Source organism: Collinsella sp. AM16-21, from assembly GCF_003471905.1.
Lineage (GTDB): Bacteria > Actinomycetota > Coriobacteriia > Coriobacteriales > Coriobacteriaceae > Collinsella.
Genome location: NZ_QRKJ01000002.1, coordinates 85,805 through 108,278, shown reverse-complemented (window position 1 = coordinate 108,278; position 22,474 = coordinate 85,805). Strand labels below are relative to the sequence as shown.

21 protein-coding genes are annotated in these 22,474 nt (G+C 61.2%); 1 reads left to right on the top strand and 20 read right to left on the bottom strand.

Going from position 1 to position 22,474, the window contains the following annotated elements; genetic code table 11:
• Nucleotides 1-9: 9 nt before the first annotated feature.
• The 19 genes from DW180_RS02185 to tmk form a co-directional block, all read right to left on the bottom strand.
• The gene (locus DW180_RS02185) at nucleotides 10-1,176 is read right to left on the bottom strand and encodes an SIS domain-containing protein (RefSeq protein WP_117654924.1); all 1,167 of its coding nucleotides are present in this window, start codon (nucleotides 1,174-1,176) and stop codon (nucleotides 10-12) included.
• Between the two features lie 114 nt (nucleotides 1,177-1,290).
• A complete protein-coding gene (locus tag DW180_RS02180; protein ID WP_117758691.1) occupies nucleotides 1,291-2,022 on the bottom strand; it encodes a GntR family transcriptional regulator in 732 nt (243 codons plus the stop codon).
• Nucleotides 2,023-2,207: 185 nt separating this feature from the next.
• Nucleotides 2,208-3,290, bottom strand: coding sequence for a PTS system mannose/fructose/sorbose family transporter subunit IID (locus DW180_RS02175; protein WP_117758692.1), 1,083 nt, complete (start codon nucleotides 3,288-3,290; stop codon nucleotides 2,208-2,210).
• Nucleotides 3,280-4,080: a PTS sugar transporter subunit IIC gene (locus DW180_RS02170; protein ID WP_035137676.1), complete on the bottom strand. Its 801-nt coding sequence runs from the start codon at nucleotides 4,078-4,080 to the stop codon at nucleotides 3,280-3,282. Before DW180_RS02170 ends, DW180_RS02175 begins: the two co-directional genes overlap by 11 nt.
• A 90-nt stretch (nucleotides 4,081-4,170) precedes the next feature.
• On the bottom strand, nucleotides 4,171-4,653 hold the full coding sequence (gene agaV / locus DW180_RS02165) for a PTS N-acetylgalactosamine transporter subunit IIB (protein WP_117640370.1): 483 nt from the start codon (nucleotides 4,651-4,653) through the stop codon (nucleotides 4,171-4,173).
• 36 nt (nucleotides 4,654-4,689) lie between these two features.
• Nucleotides 4,690-4,971: a preprotein translocase subunit YajC gene (yajC, locus tag DW180_RS02160; protein ID WP_022094612.1), complete on the bottom strand. Its 282-nt coding sequence runs from the start codon at nucleotides 4,969-4,971 to the stop codon at nucleotides 4,690-4,692.
• Entirely contained in the window at nucleotides 4,971-5,414 is a 444-nt protein-coding gene (locus DW180_RS02155) for a PTS fructose transporter subunit IIA (RefSeq protein WP_117758693.1), read from the bottom strand. The genes yajC and DW180_RS02155 overlap by 1 nt, the downstream gene beginning before the upstream one ends.
• A gap of 630 nt (nucleotides 5,415-6,044) precedes the next feature.
• The gene (locus DW180_RS02150) at nucleotides 6,045-7,130 is read right to left on the bottom strand and encodes a hypothetical protein (protein WP_118237206.1); all 1,086 of its coding nucleotides are present in this window, start codon (nucleotides 7,128-7,130) and stop codon (nucleotides 6,045-6,047) included.
• A 126-nt stretch (nucleotides 7,131-7,256) separates the two neighbouring features.
• Nucleotides 7,257-8,342, bottom strand: coding sequence for an isocitrate/isopropylmalate dehydrogenase family protein (locus DW180_RS02145; protein ID WP_118237204.1), 1,086 nt, complete (start codon nucleotides 8,340-8,342; stop codon nucleotides 7,257-7,259).
• Between the two features lie 6 nt (nucleotides 8,343-8,348).
• Nucleotides 8,349-9,047, bottom strand: a complete 699-nt coding sequence (locus DW180_RS02140; protein WP_118237202.1) for a HEAT repeat domain-containing protein — start codon at nucleotides 9,045-9,047, stop codon at nucleotides 8,349-8,351.
• A 15-nt stretch (nucleotides 9,048-9,062) separates the two neighbouring features.
• Complete coding sequence (locus DW180_RS02135; protein ID WP_055310425.1) at nucleotides 9,063-9,491, bottom strand: hypothetical protein; 429 nt, start codon at nucleotides 9,489-9,491, stop codon at nucleotides 9,063-9,065.
• Nucleotides 9,492-9,496: 5 nt separating this feature from the next.
• Nucleotides 9,497-10,576: an NAD(P)-dependent oxidoreductase gene (locus tag DW180_RS02130; RefSeq protein WP_118237200.1), complete on the bottom strand. Its 1,080-nt coding sequence runs from the start codon at nucleotides 10,574-10,576 to the stop codon at nucleotides 9,497-9,499.
• Nucleotides 10,577-10,673: 97 nt separating this feature from the next.
• Complete coding sequence (locus DW180_RS02125) at nucleotides 10,674-11,627, bottom strand: DegV family protein (protein WP_089572413.1); 954 nt, start codon at nucleotides 11,625-11,627, stop codon at nucleotides 10,674-10,676.
• Nucleotides 11,628-11,706: 79 nt separating this feature from the next.
• Nucleotides 11,707-12,291: a ribosome hibernation-promoting factor, HPF/YfiA family gene (hpf, locus tag DW180_RS02120; RefSeq protein ID WP_035137685.1), complete on the bottom strand. Its 585-nt coding sequence runs from the start codon at nucleotides 12,289-12,291 to the stop codon at nucleotides 11,707-11,709.
• A 317-nt stretch (nucleotides 12,292-12,608) separates the two neighbouring features.
• A complete protein-coding gene (locus DW180_RS02115; RefSeq protein WP_233504131.1) occupies nucleotides 12,609-13,634 on the bottom strand; it encodes an ABC transporter substrate-binding protein in 1,026 nt (341 codons plus the stop codon).
• 447 nt (nucleotides 13,635-14,081) lie between these two features.
• A complete protein-coding gene (locus tag DW180_RS02110; protein WP_233540049.1) occupies nucleotides 14,082-14,888 on the bottom strand; it encodes a double zinc ribbon domain-containing protein in 807 nt (268 codons plus the stop codon).
• A 102-nt stretch (nucleotides 14,889-14,990) separates the two neighbouring features.
• On the bottom strand, nucleotides 14,991-16,691 hold the full coding sequence (locus tag DW180_RS02105; protein WP_118237196.1) for a regulatory iron-sulfur-containing complex subunit RicT: 1,701 nt from the start codon (nucleotides 16,689-16,691) through the stop codon (nucleotides 14,991-14,993).
• On the bottom strand, nucleotides 16,682-17,809 hold the full coding sequence (locus DW180_RS02100) for an ATP-binding protein (RefSeq protein ID WP_117797513.1): 1,128 nt from the start codon (nucleotides 17,807-17,809) through the stop codon (nucleotides 16,682-16,684). Before DW180_RS02100 ends, DW180_RS02105 begins: the two co-directional genes overlap by 10 nt.
• Before the next feature lies 1 nt (nucleotide 17,810).
• A complete protein-coding gene (tmk, locus tag DW180_RS02095) occupies nucleotides 17,811-18,494 on the bottom strand; it encodes a dTMP kinase (protein WP_117797514.1) in 684 nt (227 codons plus the stop codon).
• A 239-nt stretch (nucleotides 18,495-18,733) separates the two neighbouring features.
• Between tmk and DW180_RS02090 the strand changes: the two genes are divergently transcribed.
• On the top strand, nucleotides 18,734-19,717 hold the full coding sequence (locus tag DW180_RS02090; protein ID WP_117635606.1) for a zinc-ribbon domain-containing protein: 984 nt from the start codon (nucleotides 18,734-18,736) through the stop codon (nucleotides 19,715-19,717).
• Between the two features lie 142 nt (nucleotides 19,718-19,859).
• Here DW180_RS02090 and DW180_RS02085 read toward each other — a convergent pair whose 3' ends face one another.
• Nucleotides 19,860-22,454: a DNA topoisomerase I gene (locus DW180_RS02085; RefSeq protein WP_117806782.1), complete on the bottom strand. Its 2,595-nt coding sequence runs from the start codon at nucleotides 22,452-22,454 to the stop codon at nucleotides 19,860-19,862.
• Nucleotides 22,455-22,474: the final 20 nt, after the last annotated feature.

The following is a 22,474-nucleotide window of genomic DNA, read 5'->3' as shown; positions in this document are numbered from 1 at the left end:
GGGACGCGATTAAGCGGTGAAGGGGTGAATCGTCACGCCCTTAACCACGCGGTTGACCGTGCCGGTGGGGCTCGGCGTATCGGGCGTGTTGCCCACGCGCACGGAGTTGAGCAGGCTGATGGCCTGGGCAAACATCACGAACGGCAGGGCAAGGTAGCCCTCGGGGAGTACCTCATAGCCCTTAAAGGTGAAGGACTCGCCCTCGTAGACGGTAGCGCCATCCTGCTGAACGGCAACGGTGTGCTGAGCGATCTCGTCGCCACCGATCTCGTTGAGGATGTCGATATCGTACTGACGGGTGTAGGCATCGTTGTTGACGAACACGAACACGAGGGTCTTGTCGTCGACGAAGGACTTGGGTCCGTGACGATAGCCCATAGAGGTGTCGTAGGAAGTAGCGACCAGACCGTGAGCGAGCTCGAGGATCTTGAGCTGGCTCTCCTGGGCAAGGCCACCGAAGGAGCCGGAACCCAAGTAGGTCACGCGGTTGAAGTCGCCAGCCAGGTAATCGGCAACCTCGGACTCGCGAGCGATGACCTCCTCGCCCATCTTGGCGATGGTCTCGACCCACTCGGCCTTCTGCTCGTCGGAAGCCTCGTCAAAGATGAGGGTAGAGAGCAGGGTCATGCAGGTGTAGGAACCGGTCATGGCGAAGCCCTTGTCGTTGGCGCGCGGGATGAGCAGCGTCAGCGCATTGGGGTCATCAGCGGACTCGACAGCGAGCTTGCCCTCGGGAGCGCAGGTGATGTTGAGGAACTTGACGTTGTGGACGAGCTCCTTGGCAACGGCGACGGCGGCAAGGCTCTCGGGGCTGTTGCCAGAGCGGGCAAAGGAAACCACGAGCGTGGGATCCTCGGCGCGCAGGAAGTCGCGCGGGGCGCTCACGATATCGGTCGTGGCGATGGGCTTAAAGTCGTAGAGATCAGTGTTGCCAGCGTGACGCAGGTACGGGGCGCAGGTATCGCCAACATAGTCGGACGTACCGGCACCGGTGAAGACAACGGACAGACGGCCCTCGCCCATAGCGCGAGCCTCAGCCAGAAAGGCCTCGATGGCCTCTTTGTTCTCGCGGTAGATGTTGAGCGTATCACGCCAAAGCTCGGGCTGCTGGGCAATCTCGGCCGTGGTGATCTGGGCGCCGAGCTCAGTGAGCTCCTCGACACTCTTCTCGAACATTTCTAATACCTCTCTCTAGAAGTAATCCTCTGACGTGCAATTATACACTTCAGTTGGTTATCTGGTAGTAACCAGTTGACTGCAAAGAATCAACACAACGAAACAAGTGCATCATTAATCGTTGCGCTGGTGATAAACCTTGTACTTAAACTGGTCGGCACGAGCAACCGAGAGCGTATACTCCACAACCTCGTTTGACTCGTTATACGTAGTCCTGACCAAATCGAGCACTGGCGAGCCCTCGACGATTCCCAAAAGGTGAGCGTCGGTGGGACGGGCTATGCTCGCATAGAACTCCTCTTCGGCCACGCGTATCTTTTGTTGGAAATCTTGCTCAATCACATCGTAGAGCGGTTTACGCTCCAAGAGCGGACGCTTGAGCGACAAGAACTTACGCACCGGCAGATAGCTGCGCTCGACCATCATGGGCATGTTGTCGGCGGAACGAAGGCGCTTGAGCTTAAAGATACGGTCGCCGATGCGGCACCCCATATGCTCGGCCAGATTCTTATCGGCCTCCATCTCGCAAAAATCGAGAATCGTGGTCTCTGGTTCGCGACCCATCGCACGCATCTGCTCGGTAAAGCTGTAGGACTGCGTAAGATTGGTTACCTTTGCCGAACGGTCGGTCACAAAGGTGCCGCGACCGTGCTGCCGAACCACCAGCCCCAAGCGTTCCAACTCCTGCAGGGCCAGGCGCACTGTGGTGCGCGAGAGACCATAGCGCTCCGATAATTCGCGCTCGGAAGGAATCATGTCACCGGCATGATATTCATGGTCAATCTTTTCGGTCAGAATATCGACCAGCTGATCGTATAGGGGCTGTTTGCGCACTCCGATCGCCATCCTATCCTCCCTTTTGCTCGAATTCGGCTAACTACCTAGGGTGTTAAGCATTATCAGTCCGCAACACCCGAATCATCAAGAAAACAAAAGCCGCGCGCTCTTTCGAGCACGCGGCTTTTAACATACACATGGCTTAAGGGGTCGGGGTGTGAGCCGCGTAGGGACACACCCCTCAAGCTAGAGCCTTACCAGATGCTCGGCCAGAGACCAAGCGGGCCAGCGCCCAGGATGCCCAGGACGAAGAGCAGCAGAATGCCCTTGGTCGGGGTCCAGCTGTGCTTAGCGAACATGTAGTAAAGCAGCAGCGTAAGCATAAGCGGGACGAGCTTCGGGACGATGGTGTTGAGGGTGTCGGCAACGGAGAAGTTGACCGGATCCTCGGTGACGGTACCGTAGGTAACGGACTCCATGCCGTTGCCCAGATCGGTGACGCCGCACTCGACAGCGTTGCCGTCGGCATCGGAAGCGGTGAGGGCGTTGCCGTCCTCATCGGTCATGGCGATGGTACCGGCCTCAGCGGTCTCGGTATCGATGCCCTCCATACCGGTGAAGTTCTCGGCCTCCTTCTCGGAGACGATCACGGTATTGGCGGAGAGGCCACGGGTGGTGCCGTTGGGGATCTGGAGGTTGATCTGGGTGCCACCCATGGTGACGACCAGGCAACCGACGACGAAGACGCCCATGATGGAAGCGGCACGCGTGAAGGCCTGCATGTTGGCAGTCAGAGCGTCAATAGCGCTGGTGCCAAGCTTGTAGGACCAGTTCATGAGCCAGAAGCGCAGAGCGAACTGGACGACGTTGAAGATCACCAGGAAGATGATCGGCGCAGCGGCGTTGCCGTTGATGGCCATGTTGGAGGTGATGCCGGCCGTGATAGGCACGAGCGTCAGCCAGAACAGGGCGTCACCGATACCACCGAGCGGGCCCATTGCGGCGACGCGGACGGCGCGGATCGTGGGGATGTCAACCTTGTTCTGCTCGAGCGAAAGCACGATACCCATAACAAAGGTGACGAGGAACGGGTGGGTGTTGAAGAACTCCAGGTTGTGGCTCATGGAAGCCGCGAGGTCGTTCTTGTTGGTGTGGATCTTCTCCAGACCGGGGATGATGGAGTAGAGCCAGCCAGCGGCCTGCATGCGCTCGTAGTTGAACGATGCCTGCAGGAAGCAGGAGCGCCAAGCCATCTTGTTGAGGGTCTTCTGGTCGAGCTGCGGAGCAGGAGTGAGATCCTCGTAGTGCTCCGGGATCACATACTCATTAGATGCCATCTTCGAAGTCACCTCCGTCAGAAACAGCTGCACCCTTCAGCTCGGTCTGCTGCTGGAAGTCCCAGAAAGCGATGCCGAAGCCGATGAGAGCGAGGATGAGCAGGGCAGGGGTTGCCAGAGAATCGTTGGCAACGGTGATGAGCGCGAGGCCAAAGCCCATGAGGAAGAAGCCCCACATATCGCGGTTCATCATAACCTTGAGCAGGACGGCGAAGCCGACGAAGCGCATCATGCCGCCTGCAGCGGAGAGACCGGTCTGCAGCCAAGTCGGGATGGCGGAAGCGATGGTCTGACCGATGGTAGCGCCAGCGATGAAGAACAGGGTGACGACGACAGCGAAGATCAGGCCGAGCAGAGCCATGGCGAAGTAGTTCAGACGCTCGATACCCTTGGTGTCAGCGTTGTGAGCCATGTTGTCCGCGGAGGACATGAGCGGCGACATAAGCGTGAAGACCAGGGTAACGCCGAGCTGACCAAGCAGAGCGAACGGAATGGCAAGACCGACTGCCGCGTTGGGCTCAAGGCCCGTAGCGATAGCGAGAATGGCTGCCATGATGCCGCCGATAACAGCGTTAGGCGGCTGAGCACCTCCGATCGGCATGTTGCCGATCGTCATGAGCTGATAAGTACCACCCACGAGAAGACCGGTGTTGAGGTCGCCAAGGATAAGACCGATGACGGCGCCGGTGACGATGGGCTGATAGAGAGACTCGAGGAAGTTAAACTGGTCGATTGCCGCGACGAACGTGACGATGAAGACCAGAGCGACCTGGAAGATCGTGTATTCCATCTTGCTCCTCCTTTCAAAATGTATGTACGCACTTTGGATTTCACGTACAGAATGTCAGGGTTTCACTCCTGACAACGTGGATCACGAGGATTACGAGAAGAGCTTGCTCGTGTCCTCAACAGGCGTGCTCGGAACGCGCCTGATCTCCAACTCCACCCCCAATTCCTGCAGCTCTTTAAACGCAGCGACATCCTCGTCGTTAACTGCGACGGAGGTGGCGACTTGGCGCTTTCCTTCCGACATGTGCATGTTGCCGATGTTTACCTTCTTTATAGGCACACCGCCCTTGACGAGCGTAAGCACGTCTTCCGGTGTTTCGGCCACGATGAAGATCTTCTGGCGCGGGCTCGCCTTGCCGATGACGTCGATGGTCTTCTGCAGGGAGAAGAAACGCGTAGCGACGCCGGTGGGAGCGGCCATCTTCATGAGGTTCTGACGCATGGTGTTGGTCGACACGTCGTCGTTGGCGACGAGGATGAGGTTGGAGCCCAGGGTGGAGTTCCACTGGGTAGCGACCTGACCATGGACCAGTCGGTTATCGATGCGGGTAAGAAGAATGTTGGGTTCTGCCATGTTGATCAGCTTCCTTTCGTTATTTGCTGACGACAGTTACTTGATCTCCTGAATCGCGTAACGCGAAACATCTACGACGGCTCCGGATCGGACTTTGATCTGGACCTTTTCGCCTTCGATGCCTTTGACGGTTCCGTAGATACCGCCGGCGAAAAGAACCTCCTGACCCGGCTTGAGCTCGGTGTGCAGCTCCTTGAAGTACTTCTGCTTCTTCTTCATGTTGATTTGCGACCAGATGGTGTAAATCAAGCCCATGATGACAAGCAGGCCCAAAAGAGCGACCGAAGAGCTCAGGACGTTGGCTCCGAAATCGGCCATTAGATGCCGTCCTCGTCGCCGAAGATATCCTCTTCCTCGGCACCAGCGACGGAAGCGACCGTCTGGGCGGTGATGCCCGTCTGGCCAACGGTCACGGCCTGCTCGCCAAGCTCGGCGAGCGTGGCGTTGCCGCGGAGGAACAGAAGCTCAATAACCATGGGAAGGTTAGTTCCAGTCAGAATCTCGACGTTGTCGACATCCTGGGCAATCATCATTGCCTGGTTGAACGGGGTACCACCAAGCAGGTCGGTAAAGACGAGCACGCCATCGCACTCCTCGCGCATGGCGGTAATAGCGGCGCGGAGATCCTCACCGTAGGAAGCAGCCTGGTCGCCCTCAAAAGGAACGACGGTAAAAGCGGGCTGATCACCAGCGACCATAGCGATAGCGCTTGCGATGCCGGGTGCGAACTGTCCATGACCGGTAAGAATAAAGCCAACCATTCAAATTTCCCTTCCGAAGGTGTGTACGATCTGAGTCCGATAGTTTTCGGAAGCCAGCGGGCGGGTGCCCTTAAAGCTTCTTGGAAAGCGTTCTTTGAAGACCAGTGGTTTCTCAACTGGTAGTAACCACGTGACGTGTTGTTGTCACTATATCACCACAGAAGAGGTTGCTTTCGTTGATTCATACAGTAAAACGTTTTTGCACCGTTCACGGCGGAAAATCGACCGTTTACCGCTCATTAACACTTCTACCTGCGATTTTGAAACCGTTTCGAAATGATTTGACGAAAGATCGGAACTTTTTTCGTGTCTAAACAACGCAGGGTGGCTAAAAATGGCGTGTAGAAAAAATGCAGGTCATTGTGAAGATTTGTGAATTGGTCTTTTTGACTTAATACCAGTTAGAACCAGTTTCGATATTATCGGTGAACGGTAGTTTTTGACCGTTCACCGGTTATTTGCAATCGTTTACGGCCGTTTTCCAGGATGAATTGAGGATACCCGATGAAGCACTTGCACGGGCGCAAGTCCTATCCTAGTGGTTTCGGTAACAAAATGCCCGCTAGAACTTTGTCGTTCTAGCGGGCTTAATCAGGTAGATCGGTTAGCGCGCAGTAGTGCAGACAGATCTTACGCAAACAGGCCGTAGATGCTGATGTTGGCCTTGGCATAGAGGCCGTTAGCATACTCGGTCCACTTGGAGCTAGCGCTTGAGGCCTGCGAGGAATACTGCTGGTAGGCGGTGTAATAGGCGGTCATGGCCTGCTTATAGGTGGCACTTTCGGCGGTAAAGGCATCGTTAGCGAAGGCCTTAGCGTAGGTGCTGTTCTCGTCCTTCCAGGTGCCCTTCGAGCTATCCCACTCGTCACCGGCAAGGTTGATGATGTAATCGGCGTAATCCTTGCTCGCGGTGTCCTCGTTGCCGTCAGAAGGCTCAGTCGGAGCGGTCGGCATGCTCGCGGAAGCATCGCCCACCTTCTTCTTGTAGAGCTTCTGCAGCGTCGCGGACTGGCGGACGATCCGCTTGGCCTGGTCCTTGGACACGCCATACTGCTTGGCCATGGTGTCGTAGTCCGAGGTGCCGATAGAATCCTCGGCGTACTTCTTCATCTCCTTAGAAGAGACGGTAATGCCCTCGTCCTCGGCAGCATCGAGCAGAATCTTGTTGCGCACGTAGGACAGGATGACGTCGGCAGAGGGGGCGGTGTAGTTGCCGTTGCTATCCTTGACGGTATCGAGGCTGTACTGGCTCTCGATGGCCTCGCGCGCGGTGATGTCGCTCTTCTTGCCGTTATAGCTATAACTTGCCACGGTCGAATCGAGCTGGTCCTCGGTGAGGGTAGCCGAGCCGACACCCTTGCCGCCAAAGCCGCCATTGCCAATAAAGAAGCCGACCACCGCAGCGATCACGACTGCAACCACGAAGGCGGCGATCATCGTCTTCTTGTGCTTGGATGCATGGTCGTCTTCGTCGGAGTCGTCGTCCTCGTCCTGCTCCTCGGGCATGAGGTTCTCGTCGGCGGCATCCGCAGCGATCTTTGCCTCCAGGCGAGCATCCTCCTCCTCGGCCGTCGTGCCGGCGGCAATGTGCTCGGCAGACGTGCCGACGACCAGGTCGATCTTCTCGTCCTCGTCACCGTCGGGGCCTTCGCCGCGCTCGATGATCTGGATGCCGTCGATCTCGTCCTTCTCGTCCTTCTTTTGAATCAGACCCATATCAATTACTCCTTGTTAGGAAACATAGTCCCCAATAGAATACGCCCGACGAGGCGCCGGGCGTATTGATTCTTAGGTTATACGCAAACACTTAAGTACTATTTAGGCGTTTGCAGCGTGCATACCTTAGACCAGGTGCGCGATAACGGCATCGGCAAAGGCCTGCGTGCCCACGGCGCCCTCAACGGAGCCGGTCTGGGCACGACGCACGTCGCCGGTAACCTGCTCGCCCTCGTCGAGCGTGGCAGAGACGGCGGCGCGAATGCGGTTGGCCGCATCGTTCTCGCCCAGGTGGTCGAGCATCATCGCAGCAGAGAGGATCTCGGCCGTGGGGTTGGCGATATCCTGGCCAGCGATATCGGGTGCCGAACCGTGCGTTGCCTCAAAAATGGCGCAGTCGGCACCGATGTTGGAGCCGGGCGCCATGCCAAGACCGCCCACCAGGCCGGCGCACAGGTCGCTCACGATGTCGCCGTACAGGTTTGGCAGCACCAGGACATCGAAGTCGTTGGGGTTCTGGACCAGGCCCATGCAGGTGGCGTCAACGATCTTGTCGTTGAACTCGATATCGGGATAGCTGGCGGCCACCTCGCGCGCCACGCGCAGGAACAGGCCGTCGGTCGCCTTCATGATATTGGCCTTGTGCACGGCCGTCACCTTTTTGCGGCCGCAGCGGCGGGCATACTCAAAGGCGTACTCCACAATACGGCGGCTCTTGGCGATAGAGATGGGCTTGATCGAGATGGCGGAATCGGCGGCAAAGGTCTTCTGACCCGAGCGCTCGACGAGCTGTGAAAGCTCCTCGACCTCGGCTGCGCCCTCGTCGAACTCGATGCCGGCATAGAGGTCCTCGGTGTTCTCGCGCACGATGACCAGGTCGACGTCGCGGAAACGCGAGCCGTCGCCCGGCTGCGACAGACAGGGACGCACGCAGGCATACAGGTCAAAGTGCTTGCGCAGGGCCACGTTAACGCTGCGGAAGCCCGTGCCGACCGGCGTAGTGATGGGGCCCTTGATGGCAACCTTGGTCTCGGCGACCGCGTCGAGCACGTGCTGGGGCAGCGGCGTGCCAAACTCGTCCATGACGCCGGCGCCGGCCTCCTGGACGTTCCAGTTGATCTGGACACCGGTGGCCTCGACCACGCGGCGCATGGCCTGCGTAATCTCGGGACCGATACCGTCACCGGGAATCAGGACTACATCGTGCGCCATAATCTGTTACTCCTCGTCTTCGGCGTCGTCAGATTTTTTAACGCTAGCACGCTTCTTCTTTTTGGAGAGATCCAGGCCAAAACGTTTAACAAGCATTTCGCAAATCTCGCTCGAACGGGCCTTGAGATAGCTGCCCTTACCGTTCTCGGCATCGAACTTAAGGCGCAGCGCAAGCTTCTCGGCAACCTCGGCGTCGATTTCGCCCTGGCAAAACTCGTACAGGCAACCGAGCATGTCGCGATACTCAAGGTCGCCGTGGTAGCACTGGATGGCCTCGTCTAGGATGGGCCAAGCCTCGCACGAACGCTCGACACTTGTGGCACCCCACACGCACAGCAGGCGGAAGGCGGCATAGCGCAGCGTGGAGGAGATCTCGTCGAACAGTGCGGTCTCGGCGCCCTCAAAGGCATCGCCCAGCTGCTCGGGACAGGTGGTGGCGAGCGCCGTCAGAGCATCGAGGGCCTCCCAGCGGGTCTGCGCCTCGGGGCGGTCGAGCGCCTCGATCAGCGCGGGTACGCAGGGCTCGACGCGCTGCGGATCGCGCTCGGCAAGCAGGTGCAGCACGCGGGCGGCAAACTGGCGGATGCGGCGCGTGGGGCAGCCGAGCTCCTGGACCAGGCGATCGACGGCGTTCTCGTTCTCCTCTGCCAGCTGGAGCTGTGCCAGCTCCTCGTCGGTGAGCTGTTCGTCTTTGTTTTCTGCCATAGTTACCTCTTCTTACTATTTCTTAGCGTGCTTGCCAGCACCCTTGCTGTCATCGGTGACCGAGATGAGCTGTCGGTCGGCCGCGCCATTGCGACGTGCGCGGCGGCGCTCCTCGGCGTCGCCCGCGTCGGCGGCGGCGCGATGAGCCTTGTTGACGTTAAAGACCTCGTCGTGCTTGCGCCACGGACCGACGGACTCGCCAAAGCTCATCTTAAGGCCTGCGATAAAGCCGCCGAGCCAGCCGATCGGCGCAAACTGCACCAGCGGGAACAGCGAGAACACCCAGGTCAGCAGGACGACTGCCGCCGCACCCGCAAAGTTGGCAATCCAGTAGTCGCGCTTGGTGATCACGCGCTTTTCGCAGGCCCACTGGCCGCACAAAAAGCCGATGTAGATCGCAAAGAGAAAGAGCACCAGCGCAAGCACCACGAACGTCCAGCTCATAGGCGCTACTCCCCGTGATGGTGGCCGCAGCAGCACTCGTGGCCGTCGTCATGGCCGTGGCCACCGCAGCACTCGTGGTCCTCGCCGTGGTGATGGCCACAACCGCACTCATGGTCCTCGCCGTGCTCGCCGCAACCGCAACCTTCCTCGTGAGCGCCATGCTCCTCGGGACGATACTGCGACCAGTCCAGACCGGCGGCGATGGCATCGGCCTCCTCCTTATAGAGGACCGTGATGGCCTGGGTGCCCAGCTTGGCGCCACCGATAGCGTCGAGCATGTCGTAGAGCGTAAAGGCCACGTCGGCGCCGGGAAGCGCGAGCTCGCGGTCATCGGCGTAGGCGAGCGCCAGACGCAGGTCCTTAATGAAGTGCTCGACCATAAAGCCGGGCTTGTAGTCGCCATCGAGCGCCTTGGGCGCCAGGCTCTCCATGGCGCCGGACTTGCCGGTGCCGCCCAGGATCATCTGACGGGTCTTCTCCAGATCAAGGCCGCTCAGCTCGGCAAATGCCATGGCGTCTGCCATGCCGACCATGCAGGCGCCCAGCGACACCTGGTTGGCGAGCTTGGCAGCCTGGCCCTTGCCGGCACCGTCGAAGCAGCAGATGTTGGCCGCAAAGGTGGAAAGGATATCGCGGACCGGAGCGATGTCGTTTTCGGTAGCGCCAACGATAGCCGTAAGCGTGCCGGCGATAGCACCCGACTCGCCGCCGGTGACGGGGCAGTCAAACGCCATGCGGCCGGAAACCTGGGCGGCCTCGGCAATGTCACGGGCGAGCTCGGGCGAGCTCGTGGTGAGGTCGATCAGCACCGCGCCGGGCTTAGTGCAGGCCAACAGGCCGTCGCCCGCCAGGTAGAGCTCCTCGACCTCGGAGGGATAACCCACCATGGTAAAGACGACGTCGGCGTTCGCCACGGCATCTGCCGGCGTATCGGCCCAAACGGCACCGCGCTCGATAAGCGCGGCGGCCTTGGACTTAGTGCGGTTGTTGACCGTGACGGGATAGCCGGCATCCAGGATGTGGCCGGCAATGGGGGCACCCATGATTCCGGTGCCGATAAATGCGACGGAGAGCTTGTTTGCCATGAAACCTTTCCTTTTGGGTTGGGTGTTATTACCAGGTTGAATACTCGGTGCCAGCGTTGGGCTGTGAGTCGAGGGCGATTACGGCCGCGTTACTTGCCTACTGACCGCGCACGCGGCGGGCGATGCGGTCGGAAAGCGACGCCTTGTCGGCGCGGTTCTTGCCCCAAAACGCGCAAGCCACCATGCCGGGGCCCACGTGCGAGCCAATGGTGGGGCCCACAGAGCTGCGGATGATGGTCACGTCGGCGCAGCCTTCCTCCTTGCGGATGGCGGCCTCGAGCCAGTCGCCGTCCTTTTCGGCATCGGCCGTCATAATGGCGATGGGCATGGTGCGATCGGGCACATAGTTCTCGCGGAACGACTTGAGAATGGACTTGAGCGCCTTCTTGCGACCGCGGTTGACGCCGATCAGCGACAGCGAGCCGGCCAGGTCGTAGGACAGCTCGGGTTTGACGTCGAGCTTTGCCGTGAGCTGTGCCGCCGCGGGCGGAATGCGGCCGCCGGCAGCCAGCGCGTCAAAGCTCTCGAGCGTAAAGTAACCGTGGACATAGGTCTTGGCCTCGTTTGCCCAGTCGACCAGCTGCTTGGCGGTCAGTCCCGCCGAACGCTGACGCACGGCCTCAAGCGCCAAGAGCTCGCCGGTCGCACAGGGCAGAGCGTTGTCGACCACGTACAGCTCAAAGTTGGGATACTCGGCGCGCACGGCGTCCGCCGCCTGGCACGCGGAGTTGTAGCTCGACGACAGCGCCGAGGTAAAGCACAGGTAGACCGTGGGCGTGCCCTCTTTGGCGCACTCGGTAAAGAACTCGATATAGCGACCGAGCGACACAGCCGAGGTGGACACGCGGGCACCGGCGCGCATGCGATCGTAAAACTCCTTGGGTGTGATGCTCGACCAGATGTCATCCGTGCGCTCCTCGCCATCGATAATGAAGGGGAAACCCAAGATATCGACATCGAGGTTCGCGGCGACCTCGGGGCTAAAGTCGCAGCAGGTATCGACGACGATGCGGCAACGGTCCGAATGACCGGCGGATGCGGCCTTGTCCATCAAAGCGACTCCTTACGTAAAAAGGCGGCCACCCGCATGGGATGGCCGCCAACCGTTAACTCATGCAAGTTAACGTATTTTACTCGTCAAGTGTTTCGATGCGGGGCTTGATGATGCCATATCCACCATTCTTACGGTGATACACCACATTGATGAGGCCAGTCGTCGCGTTCTCGAACACGTAGAAGTCGTGGCCGAGCAGATCGGTCTGCACCAGCGCCTGCTCCTCAGTCATCGGGGTGACATCGATGACTTTCTCGCGGACGAGCAGGTCGTCCTCCTCCTCGGGCAGCAGCAGGTCGGCCAGATCCTCGACGCGCTCGACCGGCGCGACATCCGCGGCGCTGGCACCGCCCTGGCGGTTGTCCACGACCTTAGTCTTGAACTTACGCAGCTGGCGGGTGACCTTATCGGCGGAGAGGTCGATGGCGGCGTACATATCTGCACCGTGCTCGGCAACGCGAATCACCGAACCGCGGGCACGAACCGTAACCTCGACGATTGCCGGGTTGGGGTTCGAGGGGTTCTTCTCATAGCGAAGTACAACGTCGACCGTCATGGGCTCGATATCGAAAACCTTGAGCGCCTCGCCGATCTTCTCATCCACATGCGCACGCAGAGCATCGGTTACCGTCGTCTTGCGTCCAGAAACCTTGATATCCATACGTGGCTCCAATCTGCCTCGGGGACTTACTGTACTGGCTATGTACCCATTGCCGTGCATTTAATCACGCGGATTCCTAAAGACCCGAATAACGATTGCTTGATACCGCATACCGAAGTCTCGCACTTTTCTGTGGCAAAGTGCGCTATAGGAGGGAGCCGGCGACTTTGTATTTGGTCCCGAAAATTGGCTTTGACCTGCTGGTTTTATAGAGATGAAAAAGCCGGGCTCCCCTATTGGGGAAGCCCGGCAGTGCGTGTTGAAACCGTGAAGGGGCATCTCTCCTAGCGCATAGGAGACACCACCCCTAGCAATAACTAGCTATTAAGCTTGTTAATGTCGTCGTCGGTGATGGTGTCTTCCTGGCTGGACGATTTGTCTTCGGAGGATGCGGTCTCATTGTTGGAATCGGAGGACTCGCTGCCGGAGGATGTGGTCTCGCTGGACTCAGAGTCGCCCGGCTGCACGTTAGCGCCCGAAACCGTCTTAGTGGTGAGGTCGTAGGGCATCGTGCCGTACCAGACGCAGTGGACCGCCTCGAGCGTGCCGTCGGCCGTAATACCGTCGAGGGCATCGCTCACGGCACGACACAGTTCGTCATTGGACGAAAGGCCTGCAACACCAAGCGTCGAGGGCGCCTCGAGCGCACCGACATAGGAGATCTCGCTCATCAGTCGCGCAAGGTAACCGCCAGCCGTGGAGTCGCAGATCACATAGTCGACCTCGCCGGACTCGAGCGCCTCAAAGCACTCGTTGATGTTGGAGTAAGTCTTTTGGTTGGCGGTGATGCTCTGCTTAGCAAGCGCCTCCTGCGAGGCCGAGGACATCTGGATACCCAGAGTAGACGTGTTAAGGGTATCGGTGGAAACGCTCAGCGACCCACCATCGCTGGTTTTACCGAACACGGAAGCGGCATCGTACAGGCACGTGCCGAGCGAGCTAACGTCCCCATCCGTGGAGTTGATCTCGCCGATAAAGATATCAGCCTTTTTGTCACCGAGCGCGGAACCTGCCGAGGACGCATCGACAAAGGCGACCTTAAGGCCCATGCGGCTTGCGAGGGCGCGGGCAGCGTCGACTGCATACCCCGTGAGCTCGCCGTCAGCGCCCTGCATGGCCTGCGGCGCATCGGAGGTATCGAGGGCAACCGTCAGGGTACCGGGGGTGACCAGGGCATCATCCGACACCGCGGGCGTGACGGTCTCGTACTCGATCTGGTCGATCGTGGGAGTCGTGAACGTAGACAGCGGGTTGAACGCGCATCCGCTCAGGCCCAAAACGGCGATGACCGCTGCGGTCCCAGCACCTAACCGAGCCGCGTGCATCAAGCTGCCCCTCACCATGTCCACTACCCTGCCTTCTGTGTCGTATACGATCCGTGCGTTGCGCGGAATATCAGATTGTTCCCACCAGCTGACCTGGTATTTGACCCCACACTTGCGCACCGGGGTGTTTGCTCGGGAGGCCGCAGCCACCTTCACGACTGGCCCGCTCGCCCGCGAGGCGGTATTGCCCCAAAGAAAGTAGAACGGACGGTGCGGCTTACATCTAGGACGCGCCATGATCGCGCCGCGCGCACGCGGTCGCTTACGTGGATCCCTTTGACCGCGTCTGTCTTGGACTAGGACGGGCATTTCGTCCGTCCGCAACCACAGCCTGGCAGGAACGTAGCGCATTATAGCTAAGTTCAAGCTAAAGTTTAAGGTTAGGGGCGTCATTCGCATCGCGAGTACAGATTTCGCAGGTCAGGACGGGCCGCACGCGCCATCTTCACTGCCACAAAACCACCCCTACCAAACACGTGCGATAGCAAGGCCATCGACTGCCGCAGCGCCGGCACGCTTGAGCTCCGCCGAGGCTGCTGCCATGGTCGCGCCCGTGGTGATAACGTCATCGATAAGCAGTAGGCGGCGGCCGTGCACGTCCTCAACCGTCTCGTACATGCCTTGGGCACGCTCGCGACGCTCCTCACGACCGAGTTCGCGCTGGTCGCCATGCCCGTACTTGACGAGGGCATCGAGCAGAGGAACACCCGACAGCTCGCAAAATGGGCGCGCAATGGCCTCCATATGATCAAAACCGCGCCGCCGAAACGCTGCCGCCGTCGCAGGCACAAACACCACCGCATCCGCACCGGACAGCACACCTCCTAAGCGATCGGGCGCTACGACCTGGGCATGCAGGGCGGTGTCGTAGAGCAGCTCCGCCAGATACGGCGCCAGGCGTCGCTCGCCCGCGTCCTTGTACGCTTTAATGATGCGCGGCAGCGGATGCGCATAGACGGAGCACGCCAGGCAGCGGTCGAGCGCCTCCGCCATTGCCGAGGACGTGCCCTCGACCGAACACTCAGTGCACAGCAAATCCCCAAACGGGGCGCCGCATCGGGTGCAGCTATGACGTGGGTCGATGAGCGTGAGCGCGGCCAGGCAGTCTTGGCAAATAAGCGCACCGGCGCGCTCGCAGCCGGCACATCGTGTTGGCGACAATGCCTCGAGTGCCTCGCGTGCCGCCCGCTCGGCAAACGGCAGCAATTCGTCCGCAAACGGCAGGGCGCCGGCACCCTGCAGACGGCTCAATTTGTTCAGATGGCTCTTCAAGACACAACCCTCCCTACGTTCGGTCGCAGGGAGGGTTGTTGATTCAGCGCTATGATACCCCGATGCGCTCGGGGCAAGGCGAGCAAAATCCGCTCGCGGGCGTTATTCGCCGGCGGGCGGTTGTGGTGCAGACGAAGACGGGGTCGAGCCCTCGCCACCATCCTGGCGCGGCTTGCGGGAACGGCGACGGCGACGGCGCTTTTGGCCCTGGTCGGCCGAGCCCTCGCCACCGCGATCCTCGCGCGGCTCGCGCTCGTCGCGAGCGGCGCCACGCGAAGCCTTAGCAGCCGCTCCCCCGCCATCTCCGGGACGACGGCGCGTGACCTTGACCTCGCCATCCGAGACCTGATCGGCCACGGAGGGCACTGAAGGCTTCTGCTGCGCGCCCAAGGAATGGCGACGGCGCGGACGCGGCGCGCGCTCATCCTCGCCACGTGACTTGCCGCCCTTGTCGGCAGACGCATCGGAGGCCGAGGCGCCCTTGGAAGCGGCACCAGCCTCGCGAGCAGCTGCGGCGCGGAAGGCGTCCTCGCGCTCCTCGCTCGACAGATGACGGCGGCGGCGACGTGTGGGGTTCATGCCACCGCCGCGATTCTGCTGCTGGGGTTGCTGAACCTCGCGCTCGCGAGAGGCGTTCTTGCCCGCGGCTGCAGCCTCGGCAGCATCGCCCGAGCCCGCGCGCTTGCGACGACGACGGCCACCGGCGGCCTCCTCGGCCTCAGGCGTTGCGGCATTGCCACGGCCCTTTCCGCGGCCACGGCCCTCGCCCTGCCCCTGACCGGCGCGAGCATCGGAATCGGCATCGCGACGACGGCGCTTGGGCATCGACGTACCGGCCAGACGGTCGGCGCTCGACAGGCCATCGCCCACGTCGACGCCGTTCTCGCGGTCGAGCTCCATGAGTGCCAGGCGCATCTCGGGCGACTCGATGCGCTCGAGCACGTCGCGCGTCACGCAGTCGGGGCGGCAGTTGCAGCCCTGCTCGGCGGCCTTCTTTTTGCAGCCCTCCGAGCAGGTCATATCGGCCAGGTTGACCTTAAAGACCTTGCCGTTCTCCAGGCGCAGCACCAGCTGCTCACGCGGCGTGTCATATTCCTGAATACGCGCCTTGCCGAGCGGCGTATCGATGAGCGTCTTCTTTTTGGGCGCACGGCTCTTAAAGTCCTTGTACGCTTCGAACTCATAGCGCAGGCAGCACATCAGGCGGCCGCAAACGCCGCTGATCTTGGAGGAATTGAGCGGCAGGTCCTGCTCTTTTGCCATGCGGATCGAGACGGGCTCAAACTGTCCGCCAAAGCGCGTGCAACAGAGCTCCTGGCCGCACTGGGCATAGCCGCCCACCAGGCGAGTCTCGTCGCGCACGCCGATCTGGCGCATGTCAACGCGAATGTGCAGCGTCGAGGACAGATCCTTGACGAGCTGGCGAAAATCGACGCGCTCCTCGGCGGCAAAGTAGAACACGGCCTTCTCGCCGCCAAACAGGTACTCGACGCCGACCGGCTTCATCTCGAGGTCGAGCTCTTTGACCAGACGGCGGAAATCGACCATGGCCTCGTCACCCTGGATGGCCAGGTCGTCGGCAAGCTGCAGGTCGATGTCGCTCGCCACACGCAGCACGGGCTTGAGCGGCTGACCGATCTCGTCTTGCGGTACCTCGAAGGGATCAGCCGTGACCAGGCCGATCTCGGTTCCGCGCTCGGTGGAGCAAATAGCGTAATCTGCCTCGAGGATATCCAGGTCCTGCGGGTCAAACCACAGGTCGCGCGAGGCGTAGGTAAACTTAACGGGTACGACTAACGGCATTTCAGTGCCTTCCTGATATCGAACAGCATGACCTCGATGGCCAGCTGGGGAGTAACGTTTCTGGCGATGTTGCGCTCGGCGGTCGCGACCGCCTCGAGCGCCTGGGTGGCACCCGCAACATTGGTCGCGGCGGCAAGCCGACCGATCGTGTCGCGCACGTCCTCGTTCACCACGTCGGCTGCCTCGTCCTGAAGTGTCAGCAGCACGTCGCGCATGAGCGTCCGCGCGCTCGCCAGCGCTTCCATGATACCCGAACGCTCGCGCGCGTTGAGTTCGCGCTTGTTGCGGTCCTCAAGCTGCTTCAATGCTCCACGCGACAGGTAGTCGGCGTTTTGCTCGAGTACCTTTTCCTGCGTGGACTTGACCTCGGCAAGCGGCGCCTTGACGGCGACGATGAGCGACTTGGCGCGACTGAGCACGTCGGCCTCGTCGGCGGCAATGAGTGAGTCGATGGCACGGACCATCTGACGGCGGGCGTCCTGGCGCTCGGCGCTCTTAAGAAACTCGATGCCGCGTGTGGGGCTTCCCGCCACGGCGACCGCCATGCGGCAACGCGCAGGGTCCTGACCGGTGGCGCGGCTCACGGCCTGCGCGGCGACGGCGGGCGATACCAGCCGAAACGGCACACACTGGCAACGACTCACGATAGTGGGCAGCATCACGTCGGCCGAGGTGCCCAGCAAGATAAACATAACGCCCTCGGGCGGCTCCTCGAGCGTTTTGAGCAGTGCGTTGGCGGTGTTGGCACGCAGTTGCTCGGCACGGTCGATGATGTAGACCTTGGCCTTGGCACGGATGGGCGCCAGTGGCACGTCATCGAGCAGCTCGCGGGTCTGGGCAATGAGGTAACCCGTGGCGCTCTCGGGCGTGTAATAGTGCACGTCGGGGTGCGTATGGCGGGCGACGCGCACGCAGCTATCGCATGAGCCGCAGCCATTCTGCTCGCACAGGAAGGCTTGGGCGAGCGCCCACGCGGCGTCGAGCTTGCCCGCGCCGGGAGCGCCCAAAAACAGGTAGGCGTGCGATGCGCGACCGCTAGCGACGGCATTGGTCAAAAAGTCACGCACGCGCTCTTGGGTGTCGAGCTTGGCCAGCAGGCTTGCCTGAGCGGGGGCCATGTTACTCGGCCTCCTTGGCAAGCGCGGCGGCGACGGCTTCCTGCGGAATGTCGAGACCGTACGCGCGAACCTGCTCGACCGTCTTCTCGAAGACTTCCTCGACGGTCGTAGTGGCGTCGATGAGCTTTACGCGGTCTGGCTCCTCGGCAGCAATTGCGCAAAACCCCTCGTAGACACGCTCCTGGAATGCCATGCCCTTAGCCTCCATGCGATCTGCCGCGCCACGGGCTGCCATGCGTAGCGCCGCCTGCTCGGGCGTGATGTGGTAGACGAGTGTGAGCGCCGGGTGCGTTCCCGCGACGGCCAGGTTGTTGGCGTCGCGCACCATCTGGCGATCGAGGCCGTCGGCAAATGCCTGGTAGCAGGTCGTGGAATCGTAGAAGCGATCGCACAGGACCACCTTGCCGGCCGCAAGGGCGGGGGCTATGACCTCGTGCACCAACTGGGCACGCGCAGCCTCGTAGAGCAACAGCTCGCAGGTATCGCCCATCGCCGTGTTGGCGGGGTCGAGCAGCAGGGCGCGAATCTTTTCGCTGATGGCAGTGCCACCCGGCTCGCGCAGAGTTACGACCTGATAGCCAGCGAGTTCGAGCGCGCGGGCAAGCAGGCGCGCCTGCGTGGACTTGCCGGCACCGTCGACGCCCTCGAGCGTGATAAAGCTATGTTGAGCAGGCTCAAAAGCCATGGGCGCAGCCCCTTCCTACAAGGCGCGTAAATGCAGATATATCAACCAAGCCATGATACCCCAGTGCTCGGCGCGTCCCCAATGGCTAAAGGCGCCTTTCCAAAGTTGCGGTGAAATAGGGACTGATTGAAGCTCTGAGACCGCCAAACAGTCCCTATTTCACCGCAACTTATGATGGGGAATTTTGGATGCTGGGTATAATCGTCGTATTGCATTGAAATGTGGCGAAAGGAGTGGCAATGTCTCGGTATTGCGCCTCGTGCGGCAAGCTTCTTGCAGATGATGCCAAGTTCTGCACCTCATGCGGTGCACCCGTTGAGCAAACAGCCGCAAGCGATAGCCAGCCCGCTTTTGAGCAGACCGGCTCCCTTGATACGCCGCAAGCCAAGGCGGATGACTCCCTCGCCTATAGCCCCGACCCTGCCGCAAGGACCGAGGCCGTCGAGACCACGCAGCGCATACCCGTCGCGAGCGGCTCGCCCCAACAGCAGCCGGCTCCCGCATACGCGCCCGCTTCGCCACAGACCCCCGCTCCCAAAAAGAGCGGCACCGGGCCGCTTATCGCCGTTATTGTTGTGCTGGTGGCGATCATCATCGCCCTGGTCGTTTTCTTTGTGATCAAGCCTTTCGACAACGCCGCCACGCAGACGACTGCCGCGGTAGCTAAGCTGCACCATGACGTCGACGACGATGACCTAAAGCCTCTCGGCGATCCCAACAGCCTGTACGACGATGATGACGATGACGACGAGGATGGCGGCGAAGCAACGCTCTCCGAGCAGAACCTCTACCGTCGCCTGAGCGAATACTACGACCTGCTCGAAGATCTCGACAGCCAGGTCCGTGGCTGCGCGCAGAACTTCAACGGCAACTATCTGGAAGAGGATCGAACCACCCGTCAAAATCTCGCCGACGTCGCCGAGCGCACGGAGGACACCATCGAGCAGTATTACGACATCGTCGAGGACCTGGACGTCCCGACGAGCTCCAAGAACTACAGCTCCTGGAAGGACATCATCGCCCTGTACGACGACCTGGATCACCGCATTGACGCAATCTGTGATGCCTGGGAGATCAGCCTGAAATACGCCAAGCCTGCGGACCACAAGAATGAGATCGTGGCGCCGCTGTCGCGCGACAACGTGGCGGGTACCAATGACAATAAGTACCGCCTAGACTTTGAGGAGCGCTATCCCGGCGCCAAACCCGTCGAGGTGAACTAGCGCTTTGTCGTTCCCGAGCCGGCAGTTAGAGACGTTCCTAAACTGCCGGCAGAAAAGGAACGTCCCTAACTGCCGGTCAAAAAAAACGAGCGAGGATCGTGGGGTCCTCGCTCGTTTTTTAGGCAATGTTTCGACCGCGCCGTTACTTGTCGGAGGCTGCTTTCTTGGCAGTCGACTTCTTCGCGGTCGTCTTCTTGGCGGCAGTGGCTTTCTTAGCCGTGGTCTTCTTGGCCGCCGTCGTCTTCTTTGCCGTGCTCGCCTTGGTTGTGGTCTTGCGACCGCGGGCGGGCTTCTTCTCCTTGGTCGGGCAGTCCATGTTGACGCAGATACGCCACGGACCGCGCGCCGTGTTGACCACCACGATGGGGGCGCCGCACTCGGGGCAGGTCTCGCCCGTCGCCTCGAGCTTGCCGCGCGCCGGCAGCGGATAGCTCACGCCGCAGTCATCGTAGTTGGTGCAGCGGATAAAGCGCTTGCCGCTCTTCTCGCTCTTGTGCGCGATCAGGTCGCCGTGACGTCCGGCCTCGGCACACACCTTGCACTCGCCCACCTTAAGATCGGGCTCGTAGTTGGTGGGGCACGTGGGGTTCACGCAGATCTCGAAGGCCTTCTGGCGGAATGGCTGGCACTTGATGCGCGGCGCGCCGCACTCGGGGCACACGGCGGCCTCGCCCTCGAGCGGGCTCACCTTGACGCCGCTCGGCACCGGATAGGTCACGTCGCAGTCGGGCCAACCCATGCAGCCGATAAAGCTGCCGCGGGTCTTGGCGCTCGTCTTCATAACCAGGTCCTTGCCGCACTTGGGGCAGGCGCCCACGCGCGCATCGGCCGTGACGGCGTCGCTGATGGCGTCGCCCAGCTCCTGCGTATGCTTGAGCAGCTCGTCGAGCACGCCGGCCAGCAGCGCGCGCGAGTGCGTCACGACATGCTCTTCGGTGTCCTCGCCGCGCTCCACGCGGGTCATGTCGCCGTCGAGCTCGCTGGTCATATCGGGGCTCGTGATGCGCGGGGCAAACTGCGACAGCGCGTCGATGATGGCGATGCCCAGCTGGCTCGGCTCAACGGGATCATTTTTGAGATAGCGCACGGCATACAGGCGCTCGATGATACTCGCGCGCGTGGACTTGGTGCCCAGGCCGCGCTTTTCCATCTCCTGCACGAGCTTGCCCTGGCTGTAGCGCGCGGGCGGCTCGGTCTGCTTGGCCTCGAGCTTAATGTCGAACACGTCGACCGTGTCGCCCTGCTCAAGCGGCGGCATCTGCTCGTCGCGCTTGAGACCGTACGGATATGCCTCGCGGAAGCCCGGGGTCACGAGCACGTCGCCCGAAGCCACGAACGGCTCACCGTTCACATCGAGCTCGAGCTTGGTGTTCTCGATGGTCGCGGGCCCCATGAGCGTTGCCAGGAAGCGACGGGCGATGAGGTCATAGAGTTTGCGCTGGCCGCCGTCGAGCGTGGACGGATCGCCCTCGCCCGTGGGGTAGATAGGCGGGTGGTCGGTGGTCTCGACCTTGCCGCGCGTGGGCTTCATGGGGCCGGCGAGCACCTTTTTGCACACGGGCGCCAGCGCCGGGTTGATCTTTGCCAGGTCGCTCACCACGGCGCCCAGATCGAGCGTCGCGGGATACACGGTGTTGTCGACACGCGGGTAGCTGATGAGACCGGCCATGTAGAGGGACTCGGCGATGCGCATGGTACGCGCAGGTGAGATGCCCTCGGCCGCGGCGGCAGCCTGCAGCGAGGTCGTCGCAAACGGCGTGGGCGGCTGCTGCTTACGCGAGCGCTTGGTCACCGCGGCGACGGTTGCCGTCGTAGCGCCGTCAACGTGACCGTACGCCGTCTCAGCAGCATCCTTGTCGGTAAAGCGCGCCGTCTTGTGCGCGATCTTAAAGCGATCGTCCTCGGCAGCGCCTTGCGCGGCGCCCATGCCGCGAATCTGCCAATAGTCCTCGGGCACAAACGCCATGCGCTCGCGCTCGCGCTCGACCACCAGGGCAAGCGTCGGCGTCTGCACGCGGCCGGCGGAACGCACGTTGCCAAAGCCGCCAAACTTGGCGAGCGTCAGGTAGCGCGTGAGCACTGCACCCCAAATGAGGTCGATGTGCTGACGGCTCTCGCCGGCGTCGGCCAGGTTCTGGTCGAGCGAGACAAGGTTATCGAAGGCCTGCGTGATCTCGGCCTTGGTAAACGAAGAATACTGGGCGCGGGCGACCGGCAAGTCGGGCGCCACCTCGCGCACCTTGTTGAGGGCGTCCGAACCGATCAGCTCGCCCTCGCGATCGAAGTCCGTGGCGATGATGACACTGTCGGACTTTTTGGCGAGGTTCTTGAGCGAGCGGATGAGTTCCTTCTCGGCCGGCAGCTTAATGACGGGTGCCCAGGTGAGATAGGGCAGACTCTCGAGCTTCCAGCCCTTGATGGAGATGCCGTCGGCAAGAAACGGCTTGCGCTTGGTGTCGTACGGCGGGCGGGCCAAGCCATCGGGCATATCGGCCGGCAGCATCTCGCCGTCCTCGGTGACCGAATACCAGCCCAGCTTTTTATCGAACAGCACGCTGTCGCAAAAATCGGGCGCAAGGATGTGACCGGCAAGGCCGATCGTCACGCACTCCTCGCCCTTCCACTCAAAACGGTAGATGGCGGTGTTGTACACCTTGTCCTTTTTGGGCTTGCCCGTGGACAGACGCTCGGCAATCTGACGCGCGGCGTCGTTTTTCTCGGCGATGATGAGCTTCAAAAGAGGCTCCTATCTCGTAT

Excerpts from the sequence above, each read along its gene's own strand:
- DW180_RS02180 (WP_117758691.1), bottom strand. The coding sequence starts at position 2,022 with ATGGCGATCGGAGTGCGCAAACAGCCCCTATACGATCAGCTGGTCGAT.
- hpf (WP_035137685.1), bottom strand. The coding sequence starts at position 12,291 with ATGGATATCAAGGTTTCTGGACGCAAGACGACGGTAACCGATGCTCTG.
- DW180_RS02115 (WP_233504131.1), bottom strand. The coding sequence starts at position 13,634 with ATGGTGAGGGGCAGCTTGATGCACGCGGCTCGGTTAGGTGCTGGGACC.
- DW180_RS02125 (WP_089572413.1), bottom strand. The coding sequence starts at position 11,627 with ATGGACAAGGCCGCATCCGCCGGTCATTCGGACCGTTGCCGCATCGTC.
- DW180_RS02150 (WP_118237206.1), bottom strand. The coding sequence starts at position 7,130 with ATGGGTCTGATTCAAAAGAAGGACGAGAAGGACGAGATCGACGGCATC.
- DW180_RS02130 (WP_118237200.1), bottom strand. The coding sequence starts at position 10,576 with ATGGCAAACAAGCTCTCCGTCGCATTTATCGGCACCGGAATCATGGGT.
- DW180_RS02135 (WP_055310425.1), bottom strand. The coding sequence starts at position 9,491 with ATGAGCTGGACGTTCGTGGTGCTTGCGCTGGTGCTCTTTCTCTTTGCG.
- agaV (WP_117640370.1), bottom strand. The coding sequence starts at position 4,653 with ATGGCAGAACCCAACATTCTTCTTACCCGCATCGATAACCGACTGGTC.
- DW180_RS02100 (WP_117797513.1), bottom strand. The coding sequence starts at position 17,809 with ATGGCCCCCGCTCAGGCAAGCCTGCTGGCCAAGCTCGACACCCAAGAG.
- DW180_RS02170 (WP_035137676.1), bottom strand. The coding sequence starts at position 4,080 with ATGGAATACACGATCTTCCAGGTCGCTCTGGTCTTCATCGTCACGTTC.
- DW180_RS02185 (WP_117654924.1), bottom strand. The coding sequence starts at position 1,176 with ATGTTCGAGAAGAGTGTCGAGGAGCTCACTGAGCTCGGCGCCCAGATC.
- DW180_RS02090 (WP_117635606.1), top strand. The coding sequence starts at position 18,734 with ATGTCTCGGTATTGCGCCTCGTGCGGCAAGCTTCTTGCAGATGATGCC.
- tmk (WP_117797514.1), bottom strand. The coding sequence starts at position 18,494 with ATGGCTTTTGAGCCTGCTCAACATAGCTTTATCACGCTCGAGGGCGTC.
- yajC (WP_022094612.1), bottom strand. The coding sequence starts at position 4,971 with ATGGCCGATTTCGGAGCCAACGTCCTGAGCTCTTCGGTCGCTCTTTTG.
- DW180_RS02155 (WP_117758693.1), bottom strand. The coding sequence starts at position 5,414 with ATGGTTGGCTTTATTCTTACCGGTCATGGACAGTTCGCACCCGGCATC.
- DW180_RS02175 (WP_117758692.1), bottom strand. The coding sequence starts at position 3,290 with ATGGCATCTAATGAGTATGTGATCCCGGAGCACTACGAGGATCTCACT.
- DW180_RS02140 (WP_118237202.1), bottom strand. The coding sequence starts at position 9,047 with ATGGCAGAAAACAAAGACGAACAGCTCACCGACGAGGAGCTGGCACAG.
- DW180_RS02105 (WP_118237196.1), bottom strand. The coding sequence starts at position 16,691 with ATGCCGTTAGTCGTACCCGTTAAGTTTACCTACGCCTCGCGCGACCTG.
- DW180_RS02145 (WP_118237204.1), bottom strand. The coding sequence starts at position 8,342 with ATGGCGCACGATGTAGTCCTGATTCCCGGTGACGGTATCGGTCCCGAG.